Here is a 15,459-nt window from a genome sequence, read left to right on the forward strand (position 1 = left end):
GTCATCCCGTGATGCGGAAGGCGTCGGAGTCGGCGTACAGGGCCATCGAGATGGCGAGCTCCGCGGTCAGGACCGCGATGAGCGAGGTCCGGACGGCCTTGCCCACCGCCAGGCCGACGCCGGCGGGCCCACCGGTCGCCGTGTAGCCGTAGTAGGTGTGGATGGAGATCACGACGACGGCGATGCCGATCGCCTGGGCGAAGGAGTAGAGGACGTCCTGCCACTGCATGAACGTCTGCATGTAGTGGTCGAAGGTGCCCTCGGACAGGCCGAAGAAGCCCACCTGGGTCGTCTTCCACCCCACCCATGCGCCGACCATCGCCATGGCGAAGATCGGGATGATGGTGATCATCCCGGCGACGAGCCGTGTCGTGACCAGGTACGGGAGCGAGCGCACTCCCATGACCTCGAGCGCGTCGATCTCCTCCGACACCCGCATCGCCCCGAGCTGGGCGGTGAAGCCGCTGCCGACGGTCGCGGCGAGCGCCGCGCCCGCGATGATCGGCACCAGTAGTCGGGGGTTGATGATCGCCGAGGCGAACCCGCCGAGCGCCTCCAGCTGCAGGTTGGCGAGCGCGTCGTAGCTCTGCAGGCCGCCGGTCACGCCCGCGAACAGGGTGATGAAGAACGTGATGACCGACGAACCGCCGATCACCGCCAGCGCGCCGTTGCTCATACCGACCTCGGCGATGAGACGGACCTGCTCGGTCTTGTAGCTCTTGACCGCCTTCGGGATCCAGATGACGCCCTTGCCGTAGAACTCGGCCTGCCGGCCGAGGTCGTCGAGGAGCCGCAGCGGGGCACCGAGTGCGTTGCGCACAGTGGAGAGCATGGATTCGTCCCTCACACGAGACCGAGCGAATAGGGGATCTGCGTCAGCAGGATGTTGATCGGGAAGAGCGCGAGGAAGGTGTAGACGACCGTCTCGTTGACCGCGTTCCCGACGCCGCGGGGCCCTGCCTTGCAGGTCATGCCGCGGTAGCAGCCGATCAACGCGCCGACGACCCCGAAGACGACCGCCCGCAGCTCGCCGTGCACCAGGTCGTCGAAGCCGACCAGCAGGGTGAGCGAGTCGATGTACTGGCCGGGGCTGGCGTCCTGGAGGTACACGGCGAAGAAGTAGCCGCCCCCCAGCCCGATCAGGATCATGACGCCGTTCAGCAGGAACGCGTTGAGCGCGGTGGCGAGCACCCGGGGGACGACCAGCCGTTGCACGACGTCGATCCCGAGCACCTCCATCGCGTCGAGCTCCTCGCGGATGCGCCGTGCCCCGATGTCGGCGCAGATCGCCGTCGAACTGGCCCCGGCGATGATGAATGTGGTCGCCACCGGGCCGATCTGTGTCACCGTCGCGAACGCCGAGCCCGACCCGCTGAGGTCGATGGCGCCGATCTCGACGAGCACCAGGTTGAACTGGAAGGTCACCAGGGCGACGAACGGGATGCCCAGCAGGATCGCCGGGCCCAGCGAGACGCTTGCGACGAACCAGGTCTGTTGCACGAACTCGCGCCACTGGAAGGGTCGCTTGAACATCGCGACGAAGGTGTCCGCGGTGAAGGCGAAGAAGGTGCCGAGCGGCGCCACCGTCCGGGTCACAACGGGAGGCGTTGCCATCACGCCTCCCTGTCCGGAACGGCGACGGTGCAGGTCACAACATCGGGCTGCATCGGGGCCTCTGCTCTGAGACGACGGGGATCCCGGACGGCCGCTGGGGACTGCGGGCTCCGGTAGTAGGCGAAACGAGCTACGACGTTACAAGTTTCGTCTTACGTCTCACGGTTAACCCGATCGGAGTAACGCAGCCGCCTGGCATCACCCGATCGAGGCGCGCCGGAAGAGACACTCGACGAGATATGTTTCGTTGTCTCATTATCGGAGCCCGGCACCGGCCGGGTGCAGCGTCACGAGGAGGTGCGCCGTGAAGGGCGTCGAGGTCAAGGTCGAGAACCTGTCGAAGTCGTTCGGCCGGGCGAATATCTGGTCGGACGTCACGCTGACGCTGCCCCCGGGGAGGTCTCGGTGCTGCTGGGCCCGTCCGGGACGGGCAAGTCCGTGTTCCTCAAGACCCTCATCGGGCTGCTCAAGCCCGAGCAGGGCTCCATCGTGATCCACGACACGGACCTCGTCCGGTGCAACGAGTCGCGGCTTTACGAGATCCGAAAGTTGTTCGGCGTCCTCTTCCAGGACGGCGCCCTGTTCGGGTCGATGAACCTGTACGACAACATCGCCTTCCCGCTCCGCGAGCACACCTCGAAGACCGAGTCCCAGATCAACGACATCGTGTTCGAGAAGATGGAGCTGGTGGGCCTGCGCGGCGACGAGGCGAAGCTCCCCGGCGAGATCTCCGGCGGCATGCGCAAGCGCGCGGGGCTGGCCCGCGCGCTGGTCCTCGACCCCGAGATCATCCTGTTCGACGAGCCGGACTCCGGGCTGGACCCGGTGCGCACGGCCTACCTGAACCAGCTGATCATCGACCTGAACGCGCAGACGGACTCGACGTTCCTGATCGTCACCCACGACATCAACACCGCCCAGACGATCCCGGACAACATTGGCCTGCTCTACCGCAAGCAGCTGGCGATGTTCGGCCCCCGCGAGCAGCTGCTGACCTCCGAGGAGCCGGTGGTGTCGCAGTTCCTCAACGGCCGCCGCCAGGGCCCGATCGGGATGAGCGAGGAGAAGGACTCCGCGCAGGCCGAGCGGGAGATGGCCGAGGCCGGCGGCCTGGCCGGCCTGCCCCCCATGAAGCCGCAGCTCCAGGCCTCCTCGGGGATGCCCGAGCGGGCGGCCGTCCGGCGCCGCCAGGAACGGGTCCGCGAGATGATGCACACGCTCCCGCCCGCGGCCCAGGAGGCGATCCGCGCCAACATGGACGACCAGGCGGTCCCCGCCGGCGCCGGCGCCGCCCGGCACGGGTTCCGCGACGAGCCCACGACCCAGTTCCCCCGCGTGCCGTGACGGGGACGAGTCACACGGACGCCGCCGGCGAGGAGATGAACGCCTTCGAGACCGTCATGTGGCGGATCGAGTCGGATCCCGCACTGCGGACACCGGCCATGGCCTGTCTCGAGCTCGACGCCGTTCCGGACCACGCCCGGCTGGCCGCCGTGCACGAGGCCGCCGTCGCCATCGTCCCCCGGCTCGGCCAGCGGGTCGTGGAGCCGGTGCTGGGCCTCGGGGTACCGCGGTGGACGACCGACCCGGAGATGGACCTCCGGTTCCACCTGCGCCGCCACCAGCTCCCGGCCCGCGGCGGCTGGACGGAGCTGATGGAGGGGCTGTCCCAGTTCTACATGAGCCCGCTCGACCGGGCCCGGTCCCCGTGGGAGGCGCTCCTGGTGGAGGGTCTCCCCCGCGGCCGCGCCCTGTACGCGCTAAAGATGCACCACGCCGTCACCGACGGTCTGGGCGTGATGCAGCACCTGGCGCGCATCCTGGCGCCGGAGCGGCAGGACGACGTGCCGGGCGGCCTGCGGCCGGCGCACCTGCAGACACCTCCCATGTCGCCCTACGAGGCCCTGGTCGCCCAGGCCCGTGCCGACCTCGGCCGCGTGACCGGCGAGGTGGGCAGGCTGGGCTCGGCCGGGCTGCGGTCGCTGGCCGCGCCGTTCTCGATGGCCGGGGCGGTGTCCCGGTACGTGTCGTCCCTGGGCCGGGTGCTCGCTCCCCCGGCCGCCGAGAACTCGGCGCTGCTCGCCGAGCGGGGCCTGACCCTCCGGCTCGCCGCCGTCGACGTCCCGTTCGACCGGCTCAGGGCGGCGGCGAAGGCCGCGGGCGGCAGCGTGAACGACGCGTTCCTGGCCGGGCTGCTCGGCGGGTACCGTCTCTTCCACGAGCGTTCCGGGGCACCGCCCCCGGAGGCCGTCCCGACCGCCATGCCGATCTCGCTGCGCCGGCCCGACGATCCCGAGGGCGGGAACCGCATCGCCTCGGCCCGGTTCGCCGGTCCGATGGCCGAGACCGACGTGGTCCGCCGGGTCGAGCGGATCCGGGCCGTGGTGTCCGAGGTCCGGGAGGAGCCGGCGGTCGACGTGATCGGCCTGTTCGCGCCGCTGCTCGGCCGCATGCCCGGCGCGCTCGCCGCGATCCTCGCCGGGCCGATGACGAAGGGCAACGACCTGCACGCCAGCAACGTGCCGGGGCTGCAGGGGGACCACTACCTCGCGGGCGCCCGGGTCGAACGGTTCTACGGCTACGGCCCGCTCGGCGGGGGTGCCTCGCTGATCACGCTGGTCAGCCACGGTTCCACCGCCTGCATCGGGGTCGGGCTCGACACCGCGGCCTTCGCCGACGGCGACCTGTACCTGCAGTGCCTGGTGGACGGGTTCACCGAGGTGCTCGACCTGGCGCCGGGCACCGCGACGCCGACGCTGCGCGGATGACGGCCGAGCACCACGGCCGTCCGCGGGCGGCGGCCCACCCCGAGGGTCCGGAGCCGGTGGGCGTGCTCGTCACGGAGCACCACCGGCCGAGCATCCGGTCCCGCGTCCTGACGGCCGTCATGGACCAGCTCATGGCCCGGGCCCTGCGCGCCCTGACCGGCGACACGCTGACCCGGGCGCTGCGGGACCGGCTGGCCCGCTTCGACGAGTGGGCCGCCCACGTGCCGGTGCCCTGGGGCGCACGGGTCGGCCGCACCTCGGTCAACGGCCTCCCCGCGGAGTGGTCGGTCGGGCGGGGCGTGCGGGACCCCGACGCCGTCGTCCTCTACTTGCACGGCGGGGGCTGGCTGTTCGGTGGCCTGAACTCGCACCGCTCGCTGGTCTCCCGGCTGTCGTCGGCGTCCGGGCAGGCCGCCCTGGCGGTGGCCTACCGGATGGTCCCGGAGGTGTCGCTGGACCAGGAGATCGAGGACTGCCTCGACGCCTACCGGTGGCTGCTCGCCCGCGGGATCGCGCCGGGGCGCATCGCGATCGCCGGCGACTCCGCCGGCGGGCACCTCGCCGTCGCGACCGCCCTGCGTGCCCGGGAACGCGGCCTGCCCCGGCCGGCGGCCGTCGTCGGGATGTCCGGGGTCTACGACCTCGACACCGCCGCGCGGGCCGCGCTCGATCCCGGCGACGATCCGACCGGGTCGGCGGCCGCCCTCCAGTGGATGATCGAGATGATCCTGGCCGGGGACGCGCCGGACCGGTACTCGCCCCTGCGGGCGGACCTCGCGGACCTGCCGCCCACCCTGCTGACCGTCGGTTCCGCCGAGGTGCTGCGGGAGGAGACCGAGCAGCTCGCGCGCCGCCTCGCCGCCGCGGGGGCCCACTGCGTGCTCGAGATCTGGCACGGCCAGCCGCACGTGTTCCAGGTGTTCGCGCCGGTGCTCCCGGAGGCCGCGCGCTCGCTCGACCGCATCGGGACGTTCCTGCGCTCGGCCTTCGCCGGCACCGCACGGCCGCTGCCCGGACGGTCCCGCCGCGCTCCGGCGGACCTGGACGACAAAACCTAACGACTATAGAATTCGGCCATGTCCACCCGCCCGTCGACCGTCCCGCTCCCCGACCCGGGACCGGGCGTCCCGCGCACCGTCCCGCGCGGGTGCCCGCTCTGCGAGGCGATGTGCGGGCTGGCGGTCACCCTCGACGCCGACGACCGCGTGGTCACGGTCCGCGGCGACGACCACGACGTCTACAGCGCGGGCTACCTCTGCCCCAAGGGGGCGTCGCTCGGCGCGGTCGACGACGACCCCGACCGGTTGACCCGGCCGCTCGTGCGGCGCGACGGGGAGCTGCGCCCCGCGACCTGGGACGAGGCGTTCGCCGAGGTGGACCGGCTGCTGGGGCCGCTGCTCGCCACGGACCGCGACACCGTCGCCGCCTACATCGGCAACCCGACCGGCCACAACGTCGCCTTCACCCTGCTGGCGGGCAGGCTCGCGCGGTCACTGGGGAGTGCCCAGACCTACTCGCCGGCCACCATGGACCAGCTGCCCCAGACCGTGACCGCAGCCCTGCTGTTCGGCGAGCCCAGCAGCATCCCGGTGCCCGATCTCGACACCACCGACCTGCTCGTGATCGTCGGCGGCAACCCGCTGGTGTCCAACGGCAGCGTCGGAGCCTCGCCGGACTACCGCGGCAAGCTGCGGGCCCTGCGGGCGCGCGGCGGCCGGCTCGTCGTCGTCGACCCGGCGCGGACCGCGACCGCCGACGTCGCCGACGACCACCTGAGGGTGCGGCCGGGCACCGACCTGTTCCTGCTGCTCGGCCTGCTGCACGTGGTGATCACCGAGGACCGGGTCCGGCTGCGGGCCGCGGAGGGCCGCGTCTCCGGACTCGCGGAGCTCCGCACCGCGGTCGCGCCCTGGACACCCGAGGCCGCGGCCCGCGCCTGCGGGATCGCACCGGACGCGATCGTCCGGCTCGCCCGCGAGCTCGCCGGGACCGGACGCGCCGCGGTGTACGGGCGGCTCGGCACCACGCTCAACCGGCACGGCACCCTGACCTGCTGGGCGCTGCAGGTCCTGAACGTCGTGTGCGGTCACCTCGACCGTCCGGGCGGGCTGCAGTTCACCCGTCCCGTCACCGGTTCCCCCACCACCCGGCGGGCGACCAGGCCCCCGCGACCCTTCACCACCGGGCGGTACCGCACCCGGGTCGGCGGGCACCCCGAGGTGCTCGGCGAGCTCCCGGTCGCCGCGCTGGCGGAGGAGATCCTGACCCCCGGTCCGGGCCGTGTCCGCGGGATGGTGGTCTACGGCGGCAACCTCGCCCGGTCCATGCCGGACTCGACGAGCATGCAGCGGGCCCTCGCCGACCTCGACGCGCTCGTCTGCGTCGACCCCTATCTCAACGAGACCACCCGGTACGCCGACGTGATCCTCCCGCCGCCGGGCTCGCTCACCCGCGACCACTTCGACCTGGTGCTCTACCAGTTCGCGCAGCGGAACTTCGCGCGGTTCTCCCGGCCCGCCCGGCCGGTGCCCGACGGGATGATCCCGGAGTGGGAGATCCTGCTGCGGCTCTGCGCGATCTACGAGGGCCGCGGCCCCGGCGCCGACCCCGGGCTCGTCGACGACGAGATCGCCGCGTCGCTGCGGGCCTCGGTCGCGCGCGGGCTCGACACCGGCGAGGACGGGATCGTCACCGACTTCCCGGAGCGGGGACCGCGCAGGCTGCTCGACCTGCGCATCCGGTCCGGCCCCTACGGCGACCACTTCGGCCGCGTACCGGGCGGGCTCACGCTGGCCCGGCTGCTCGGCTCGCCGCACGGGATCGACCTCGGTCCGCTGGGCCCCCGGCTCGACGAGGTGATCCGCACCCCCTCCGGCACGATCGAGCTCGCACCGGCGCAGGTGCTCGACGCGCTCGCCGGCGTCGCCGCCCCGGTGGCCGAGCCCGGGACGCTGCTGCTGATCGGGCGTCGTGACCTGCGGTCGAAGAACTCCTGGCTGCACAACGTGGACCGGCTCGCACGGGGCCCGGAGCGCGCGATGCTCTACGTCTCCCCCGGCGACGCCCACGAGCTCGGCGTCGACGACGGCGGGACGGTCTCGGTCGGCTCGGCCGCCGGGCGGATCCGGGTCCCGGTGCGGCTCACCGACGAGGTGCCGGACGGCGTGTGCTCGCTGCCGCACGGCTGGGGTCACGACGACGACCACGCCCGGCTCCACGTCGCGGCGCGGCAGCCGGGGGTCAACAGCAACACCCTCACCGACGGCTCGGTGCTCGACCCGCTGTCGGGCACCGTCCAGATGAACGCCGTCCCCGTCCGCGTCGAACCGGCGCCCCGCGGCTCCTGACCCCTGCACGGGGCGCGGCTGTGCGGCGAGCCACCCCCGCGAGCGCCGCGGGGACGGTGATAATGACCGTATGCCACGCCCGGCCAGCCCTCTGATCAGGTACGACTCGGTGATCTCGACGTCGCTGGAGATCATCGACGCGGAAGGTCTGGAGGCGTTCAGCCTGCCCCGGCTGGCCCGTGCGCTCAACGTGCGCGCGCCCTCGCTCTACCACCACTTCGCGGACAAGGCCGAGATCCTCCGGGGCGTCGCCCGCGCCATCGTGGTGGAGACCCGGATGCCCGACTCCCGGACGACCCCGAACTGGATCGAGTGGTTCGTCGCGCTGAGCCTCAACTTCCGGCACGCCGTGCTGCGGCACCGCAACGCGGCACCGGTGCTGCTCCGGTTCATGCCCCGCGACGTGCTGATCCGCACCTACGAGCAGAGCGCGCGCTTCCTGACCGCCGTCGGGGTCCCGGCCGACCAGTGCGTCCTGCTCCTCGACGGGCTGGACAAGCTGACGCTCGGCGCCGCGATCGCCGAGGCCGCGAAGGACCCGGCCGAGGCGGGCGAGCTCTTCGGCACCGCCGACCCGGAGTCCGAGCCGACACTGGCGAACGCGGTCGCGCAGAACCGGATGAGCACCGAGGAGGTCTTCGCCGAGACCGTCCGCAGCTTCCTCCGCGGGGCGGCGCCGTACGTCCCGGCCGACGCCCCGCCCCCGGACGGCCTGGCCGGCAGGACCGTCGCCGACCTCCGGTCGTCCGAAGCCTCCTGAGGCCGCCGGCCCCAGGGGGTCAGAGCGTCGACCCGGCCCCGAACACGGTGGCGCTGACCAGCGGCGCCATCGGCCCGCCGAGCAGCAGCGACACCGCCGCGCCGGGTACCGGGTTGGGCGAGGTCCCGCGGATCTGGCGGACGGCCTCCACGATCAGCCCGAAGCCGTGCACGAAGCCCTCGGCGATGTTGCCGCCCGCGGTGTTGAGTGGCAGGCCGCCGTCCGGGGCGATCAGGTTCTCGAAGCGCATCACCCGGCCGGCCTCGGCACCCGGCGGCACCAGCCCGACGTCGATCAGCGACGCGACGGCGGGCCCGGAGAAGTTCTCGTAGACCTGGGTGACGTCGACCTCGCCGGGCTTGATCCCCGCGCCCTCCCAGAGCCGGGCGACCAGCGCCGGGTGGAAGCCCGCGCTGCTGTACGGGCTCTCGTTCTCGACCGACTCGGTCCAGGACGAGCTGGAGCCCTGCACCCCGGAGAGCACGTAGGCCGGCTCCTGCCGGAGCCCGCGGGCCCGCGCGGCGCTGGTCACGATGACGGCACCGGCCGCGTCGTTCTCGCGGGAGCAGTCGTAGAGGCGCAGCGGCTCGGAGATGATCCGGGCGTCGTCGTACACCTCGGGGTCGAGCGGCTTCCCGTAGGCCACGGCCTCCGGGTTGTTCTGCGCGTGGTGGTACGCGGCGGCCACGAGCGCGCCGAGCGCCTCCCGGGGGACGCCGTCGACCTCGATCATCCGCTGGGTCCGCAGCGCGCAGATCTGCGCGGGCGCGAAGACACCGTGCGCGCCGTACAGCGGGCCGATGTGGCCCTTGCTGTAGCTCTGCCTGCCCGCGTCGGCCTCGGAGATGCCACGGTAGACGCAGACCGTCTCGGCCTGCCCCGCGACGACGGCCGCGGCCGCCGCGTTCACCGCGGCGGCCACCCCGCCGCCACCACCGCCCCAGACCATGCTGGACCAGCGGACCTCCTTCACGCCGAGCGCCGCACCGACGGCCAGGCCCTCGTTGTCGTCGTTCGCGTAGGAGACGAAGCCGTCGATGTCGTGGGCGTCGAGGCCCGCGTCGGCGGCCGCGTCGAGGATCGCCCGCAGCGTCAGCTGCAGCGACGACGACGTCGCGGTCCCGCGCTTGTGGAAGGCGGTGTTGGCCGCCCCCACCACCGCGGTGGCCCCCCGGAAGGACCGGTCGGGTGTGGTCATGTCGCTCCGTTCCTCTACGACAGGCGCCAGCGGAGCAGCGGGTAGTCCGCCGTGTCCGCAGCGTCGTCGAACTCCGCCTTCACCTGCTGCCCGATCCGGACGTCGGCGCCGTCGCCGTCGAGCAGCACGCCCACCACGCGACGGTTCCCCGCCGCGGGCAGCTCCACGGTCACGACCACGTAGGGCAGGTGCCCGGAGACCGAGGGGTGGAACGGCTGCCAGGTGCGGGTCCACGCGTAGACGGTCCCGGCCGGGTCCACCGACGGCCACTCCAGCTCGTCGTGGTGGCACGACGGGCAGATCGGCCGGGGCGACCAGATCCACTCGTCGCACCGGGGGCAGTGCTGGATCCGCAGCTCGCCCTGGCGCAGGCCCTCCCAGTGCGGGGTGTCGGACCCGTCCTCGGTCGGCTCCGCGAACGGCGTCCTCGGCGGGGTGTCGGGCACGTTACGGACCTGGGTGACCAGCCATGTGCCGTCGATGTCGATCCACCGCGACCGGAACACGGCCTCGTCGCCGCCCGCGCCGCTGTACCGGATGTACGCGCTGTAGAGCGGGCCGGGGCCGGGCTCGATCGCCACGACCTCGGAGGCGTTCATGCGGTCCGGCGGCCGGGCGGACGCCAGGAGCTGGCCGACCCGGTCGGGACGGAAGTCCGCCAGGACGGTCTCGTTCTCGCCCGCCGCCACGGCCCGGCCGTGGCGCACGACCACGTCGGCCAGGTCCGCGGGGACGTCGGGGAACCGCACCTCGGTCATCTCTGCTCCATTCCGGCCCTCACCGGACGGCCGGCAACGGTTCGGTGGTCCGGTTGTGCACGGTGTACTGGACGTCGGTCTGGTCGTGGACGAAACCGAGGGTCCGGGCCTCGTGCACGAGCGGCCGGTCCTCCGAGTCGATCGTGGTGGCGCCGACCCGGAGCCCCGCGTCACGCAGGTACTCCAGCCCGGCCACCAGCAGGGACCGCACGAGCGGGTCCTCCTCCCGGTCCCGGTCCGGGTCCCGGGTGACGACGGCGACGAGGCGTCCGGCCGTGCCGTACTCCGTCGGCTCGCCGGACTCGGGGTCGACCCAGACGGCGCCGTCGGGCCGCTCCGCGGATCCGCTGACAAGCAGGACCGTGTCCGCCGGGGGCTCGTGCCTGCGCCCGCTCGCCGTCCACAGCGCCGCGGCCGCGTCGCGCTCCGCCGCGCCGGCGGCCTGCCGGACCGCGGGACGCCCGGGCTCGGCGCCCGGGTCGACGTCCCGGCCGATCCGCACCGGCGCGAGCATCTGCCACTCGCGCAGCACGGTGCGGATCCCGTAGCGGCGGAACCGCAGCGACATGCGCAGCGCGGCCGGGTGGTTCGCCCGGGCCCAGACCCGCAGGCCGGACACGCCGGTGCCCTGCCAGCCGTCGGGGGTGCCGAGCTCCAGGCCGATCTTCTCGATCAGCAGCGTGGTGATGCCGCGGGACCGGTAGTCCGGCCGGACGAGGTAGGAGACCTCGGCGGTCCCCGCGTCCTCGCCCCGCAGCGGCTCGACCCGGAGGAACCCGGCGAGGCTCGGCACCAGCGGGACGTTCCGCCCGGAGCGCTCGTCCGGGAGGAGCCACACCAGCAGGTGCGACGTCCCCGGCTCGATCGGGTCGTCGAGCGAGAGCCGGGGGAAGCCGGCCTCGGCGTCGGTCTCCGACGCCTCGGCCAGCATCTCCCGAAGCTCCGCCTCGACGTCCGGCTCGAAGCCGGGCCCGCCGGGCCGGTACCACTCGAAATCGATCACGAGACCAGCTTCCGGAGCTCGCGGTGGAAGATCTGGTTGATGACCTCGTTGCGGCCGAGCAGCATGCCGCCGGCGTTGGCGCTGCCCATGCCCCGCTGGGAGCTGCGCAGCAGCGGGAAGTCCTCCTGGTGCAGCACCGCGAGGAGGATCTTCCAGTTCTTCTCCCAGATCTTGGTCCAGCGCTCGGAGTCCATGCCCGAGTCCTCGACCTTCGGCACGACCAGCCGCATCTCCATCCGGCAGCGGCCGGGGTCGGTCGGGTGCGGGCGGAAGGTGAGCAGCTCGAAGTGGTCGGGCTGGCGCAGCAGGGTGCTGTTCGGCAGCAGGAAGTGCGTCTCGGTGACGTAGGGCGACAGGTCCTCGTCCGGGGCCGGGGGCTCCTCGAGGTACTTGTCGATCGTCTTGCGCGGCGCGATGAACCGCGCGTGCCGCCCGAAGTCCTCGGCCGCCATCACGTTGGTGTGGATGTGCTTGGCCGCGGTGTTCGGGTGCGCGTACTGGATGTGATAGCCGTCCAGGAACGCGTCCTGCATGATCTTCCAGTTGACCGGCTCGTCGAAGCCCTCGGCCTGCGCCGAGACGAGCTTGTCCATGCCATAGCCGGCGAGGATGCCGTCCATCTCGGCACCCAGCCATGACGCGACGTCGATCTCGGCGGCCGCGTCGTCGACCATCCAGACGAAGCCGTGGCGCTCCTCGGCGGGCAGCTCGATCAGCCCGTACTGCGACCGGTCGATCTCGCCGAAGGTGTTGTCGCGGGTGATCGCGCGGAGCGAGCCGTCGGTGTCGTAGGACCACCGGTGGTAGCCGCAGGAGAACAGCCGGCAGCGGCCCTTCTCCTGCTCCTCCAGCAGCGCACCGCGGTGCCGACAGAGGTTGACGAACGCCTTCACCGAGTGGTCCTTCTGCCGCACGATGATCACGTCGTTGCGCGGCATCTGCAGCGTCATGAAGTCGTTCGGCTTCGGGATCTCGCTGCCGTGGCACACGATCGAGGGGACCCGGCCGAACACCGCGTCCCGCTCCCGGCGGGCGATCTCCGGGTCGGTGAACTCCTCGGCCGTGAACGAGGCGATGCCGTCGTACTCATCCGTGCTGTCGTTGCGGATGTGGTCGAGAGCCCGCCGGATCCGGTCGTTGCGGGCGGCGAGCTCGTCCGTCTGCTGGGCACTCGCCGCGGTCTGGTCAGTGGACACTGCCGCCTCCTGCTCCCGCGACCGGTGACGTCGCGGATCGAGAACTGGTCGGACGTATTCTACAGCCTTAAGGTTTAGCACGGGAGTCCCGACCGTGCCGTGCGGCGTCCGCTCAGCGATCGATCACGAGCCGCCCGGACAGGCACCGCGAGACGCAGGGGAACATCACGTCGTTCGCCGCCTGCTCGTCCGGGGTCAGCAGCGAGTCCCGGTGCTCCGGGACCCCCTCGAGCACCTCGGACTCGCAGGTCCCGCAGGTGCCCTCCCGGCACGAGGTCTCGATCTCGACCCCCGCCTCGGCGGCGGCGTCGACGATGCTGACCCCCGGTGGCACGGTCACGGTCACCCCGGAGCCGGCGAACTCGACCTCGAACGAGTCGCCCGAGGCGGGCTCGGCGACCTCCTTCGGGGAGAAGCGCTCCAGGTGCAGCGCGCCACCCGGCCACGACGCGCACCGTTCCTCGACGGCGGCGAGCAGCGGCTCCGGCCCGCAGCAGTACACGAGCAGGTCGTCCTGCGGGGTGCCGAGGAGCCCGTCGAGGTCGAGCAGGCCGCGCTCGTCCTGCGGGACGACCTCGACCCGGTCGCCGTACCGCTCGACCAGCTCGTCGACGAAGGCCATCGAGGCGCGGGAGCGGCCGCCGTACACCAGCCGCCACTCGGCGCCGGCCTTCTCGGCGGCCGCGATCATCGGGACGACGGGCGTGATGCCGATCCCGCCCGCGACGAAGAGGTAGCGCTGCGCCTCGGCCAGCGCGAAGTTGTTCCGCGGGCCGCGGACCCGCAGTGCGGTGCCGGTCTCCAGCACGTCGTGGACGTGCGTCGAGCCGCCCCGGCCGGGCTGCTCCCGCAGCACCGCCACCTGGTACACCTCGCGGTCTCCGGGATCGCCGCAGAGCGAGTACTACCGGATCAGGTCGTCGCCGAGATGGAGGTCCAGGTGCGCGCCCGGCTCCCACTCCGGGAGGGGTCGCCCGTCCATCGCGCGCAGGGTCAGCCGCACGACGCCGTCGGCGACCGTCTCCCGGTCCGCGACCTCCATGTCGATGTCGTGCACGGATGCCGGATCGGACCTACCCACCTCGATGACCTTTCACTTCACGCGCTGCCGTCGCCGGTCACGCCGACTGCGTCTGTTCGAGGGCCAGCGCCCGCTCCGGGCACATGTCCACGACATGCTGGGCCTCGCGGACCCGTGCCTGTGGTACCGGATCGGTGAGGACGACCGGGTCGCCCTGTTCGTCGCAATCCACGAGTTCGGGCGCGGCCCCGTAACAGAGCCCGTGTCCGGCACAGGCCTTCCGGTCCACCGTCAGGTGCTGTTCCATGTCTCTCCTCGTGCTCCTCGATGCCGTGCAGACCCGTTCGTACGTGCCACGGGCCCGGCAGCCGCGCCGGTCGCGCACCGAGGCCGGCCCCGGGAGCCCGGGAGCCGACCCGGTCGCGGTGCCGCCGGTGTCGCGGGCCGGGGCGCGCCCGGCCGGCCTCACGTCGCCGTCGGCCGTCAGGCCACCGGCGTGAACAGCAACGACAGCCGCGCGAACCCGCGGACCTGGCTCGGCAGGACGACGGGCGGGTCCTCCGGGTCGAGCCGGTAGTCCGGGATCCGCTGGTGCAGCTCCTCCGCCGCGATCTTCAGCATCAGCCGGGCCAGGTGGGACCCGATGCAGCGATGCGGGCCCGAGCCGAAGGTCAGGTGCCGGTTCGGCGTCCGCTCGACGTCGAGCGAGCCGGGGTCGTCGAACTCGCCCTCGTCACGGTTCGCGGCGCACAGCAGCAGGAGCATCTGGTCGCCCGCACGCACCGTGATGTCGCCGATCCGGGCGTCCGTCGTCGCGCGACGGCCCATCGCGATCGCGGCCTCGTAGCGCAGGATCTCCTCGACCGCCGCGGGCACCGCACCCGGGTCGTCGATGAGCTTGTCGCGCTCCTCGGTGTTCTGCGAGAGGTGCAGCATCATCCACGCGAGCGAGCCCTGTGTGGTGTGCAGACCGGCGATGAGCAGCAGGAAGAACATCCGGGCGAGCTCGTCGTCGGTGAGCGGGCGCTGCACGCCCTCGGAGTCGGTGATCTCGGTGGCGATGATCGCGTTGGTGACGTCCTCGGGGGCGGCGTCACCGGAGGCGATGGCGGCCCGGCGCTCGGCGATGACCTTCATGAAGTAGCCGAACATCTCGTAGGCGGCCTTCGTGCGCGACTCCGCGGCCTGCTCCGGGGTCTCGCCCGGGCGTCCGTTCAGCGCGACCTCGGTGGCGTCGGTGAACAACGCCGCGTCCTCCAGCGGCCACCCCATCAGGGCCAGGAACACCTGCGTCGGCAGCTCGTGCGCGAACTTCTCGACGAACTCGACCTTCCCGTCGGCCTGGAAGGAGGTGATCAGCTCGATGACGATCTCGCGGATCCGCGGCTCCAGCACCTTCATCCGGTTCGGGCTGAACAGGGGCTGCAGCGCCTGCCGGTAGGAGGTGTGCTCCGGCGGGTCGAGCTCGATCGGCAGGAACTTGCCCTGCCCGGCGTCGACCAGGTTGTTCGGGTGACTGGAGAAGGTCTCCGGATCCCGCAGGATCGCGTGGACGTGCTCGTAGGACGTGACGAGCCAGTGGCCGCCGTGCGTCGTCGACCACACGATGGGCCCGATGGCGGCCAGCTCGGCCGTCTTCTCCTGCATCCGGTCGACCGGCATCGTGACGGACGGGTCGTAGATGTCGAAATCCACGACGAGATCGGGGGTGAGGTCGGCCTCAGTGGTGGTCATGGGTCGCTCCTGTTCGGTCGCCGGTGACGCGTAACATGACAAACGACGAATATTGTCTCG

General features: G+C 72.3%; 12 protein-coding genes and 2 pseudogenes. 5 read left to right on the plus strand and 9 right to left on the minus strand.

The window, feature by feature from the left end; translation table 11 throughout:
• Position 1: 1 nt before the first annotated feature.
• A complete protein-coding gene (locus XF36_RS18555) occupies positions 2-832 on the minus strand; it encodes an ABC transporter permease (RefSeq protein ID WP_060712945.1) in 831 nt (276 codons plus the stop codon).
• 11 nt (positions 833-843) lie between these two features.
• Complete coding sequence (locus XF36_RS18560; RefSeq protein ID WP_060712946.1) at positions 844-1,614, minus strand: MlaE family ABC transporter permease; 771 nt, start codon at positions 1,612-1,614, stop codon at positions 844-846.
• 304 nt (positions 1,615-1,918) lie between these two features.
• On the opposite strand from XF36_RS18560, the pseudogene XF36_RS18565 reads away from it, so the two are divergent.
• The 5 genes and pseudogenes from XF36_RS18565 to XF36_RS18585 all read left to right on the plus strand — a co-directional run bounded on the left by XF36_RS18565 (position 1,919) and on the right by XF36_RS18585 (position 8,489).
• Positions 1,919-2,958: pseudogene (locus tag XF36_RS18565) on the plus strand (ABC transporter ATP-binding protein).
• Between the two features lie 35 nt (positions 2,959-2,993).
• Complete coding sequence (locus XF36_RS18570) at positions 2,994-4,382, plus strand: wax ester/triacylglycerol synthase domain-containing protein (protein WP_145981418.1); 1,389 nt, start codon at positions 2,994-2,996, stop codon at positions 4,380-4,382.
• Positions 4,379-5,440, plus strand: coding sequence for an alpha/beta hydrolase (locus XF36_RS18575; RefSeq protein WP_060712948.1), 1,062 nt, complete (start codon positions 4,379-4,381; stop codon positions 5,438-5,440). The genes XF36_RS18570 and XF36_RS18575 overlap by 4 nt, the downstream gene beginning before the upstream one ends.
• Before the next feature lie 18 nt (positions 5,441-5,458).
• Positions 5,459-7,729, plus strand: coding sequence for a molybdopterin-dependent oxidoreductase (locus XF36_RS18580; protein ID WP_082375504.1), 2,271 nt, complete (start codon positions 5,459-5,461; stop codon positions 7,727-7,729).
• Positions 7,730-7,838: 109 nt separating this feature from the next.
• Positions 7,839-8,489: a TetR family transcriptional regulator gene (locus XF36_RS18585; RefSeq protein ID WP_238588956.1), complete on the plus strand. Its 651-nt coding sequence runs from the start codon at positions 7,839-7,841 to the stop codon at positions 8,487-8,489.
• Between the two features lie 19 nt (positions 8,490-8,508).
• Here the strand turns inward: XF36_RS18585 and XF36_RS18590 are convergent, their stop codons facing one another.
• The 7 genes and pseudogenes from XF36_RS18590 to XF36_RS18625 all read right to left on the minus strand — a co-directional run bounded on the left by XF36_RS18590 (position 8,509) and on the right by XF36_RS18625 (position 15,399).
• Entirely contained in the window at positions 8,509-9,687 is a 1,179-nt protein-coding gene (locus tag XF36_RS18590; RefSeq protein ID WP_060712949.1) for a thiolase C-terminal domain-containing protein, read from the minus strand.
• Between the two features lie 14 nt (positions 9,688-9,701).
• Complete coding sequence (locus XF36_RS30620) at positions 9,702-10,445, minus strand: Zn-ribbon domain-containing OB-fold protein (protein WP_060712950.1); 744 nt, start codon at positions 10,443-10,445, stop codon at positions 9,702-9,704.
• 19 nt (positions 10,446-10,464) lie between these two features.
• A complete protein-coding gene (locus XF36_RS18600) occupies positions 10,465-11,448 on the minus strand; it encodes a GNAT family N-acetyltransferase (RefSeq protein ID WP_060712951.1) in 984 nt (327 codons plus the stop codon).
• The gene (locus tag XF36_RS18605) at positions 11,445-12,644 is read right to left on the minus strand and encodes an aromatic ring-hydroxylating oxygenase subunit alpha (protein ID WP_060712952.1); all 1,200 of its coding nucleotides are present in this window, start codon (positions 12,642-12,644) and stop codon (positions 11,445-11,447) included. Before XF36_RS18605 ends, XF36_RS18600 begins: the two co-directional genes overlap by 4 nt.
• Positions 12,645-12,756: 112 nt before the next feature.
• Positions 12,757-13,686: pseudogene (locus tag XF36_RS18610) on the minus strand (PDR/VanB family oxidoreductase).
• A 76-nt stretch (positions 13,687-13,762) separates the two neighbouring features.
• Positions 13,763-13,972, minus strand: a complete 210-nt coding sequence (locus tag XF36_RS18615; protein WP_060712953.1) for a ferredoxin — start codon at positions 13,970-13,972, stop codon at positions 13,763-13,765.
• A 176-nt stretch (positions 13,973-14,148) separates the two neighbouring features.
• Complete coding sequence (locus tag XF36_RS18625) at positions 14,149-15,399, minus strand: cytochrome P450 (RefSeq protein ID WP_060712955.1); 1,251 nt, start codon at positions 15,397-15,399, stop codon at positions 14,149-14,151.
• Between the last annotated feature and the right edge of the window lie 60 nt (positions 15,400-15,459).

It is taken from the genome of Pseudonocardia sp. HH130629-09 (assembly GCF_001294645.1).
Classification (GTDB): domain Bacteria; phylum Actinomycetota; class Actinomycetes; order Mycobacteriales; family Pseudonocardiaceae; genus Pseudonocardia.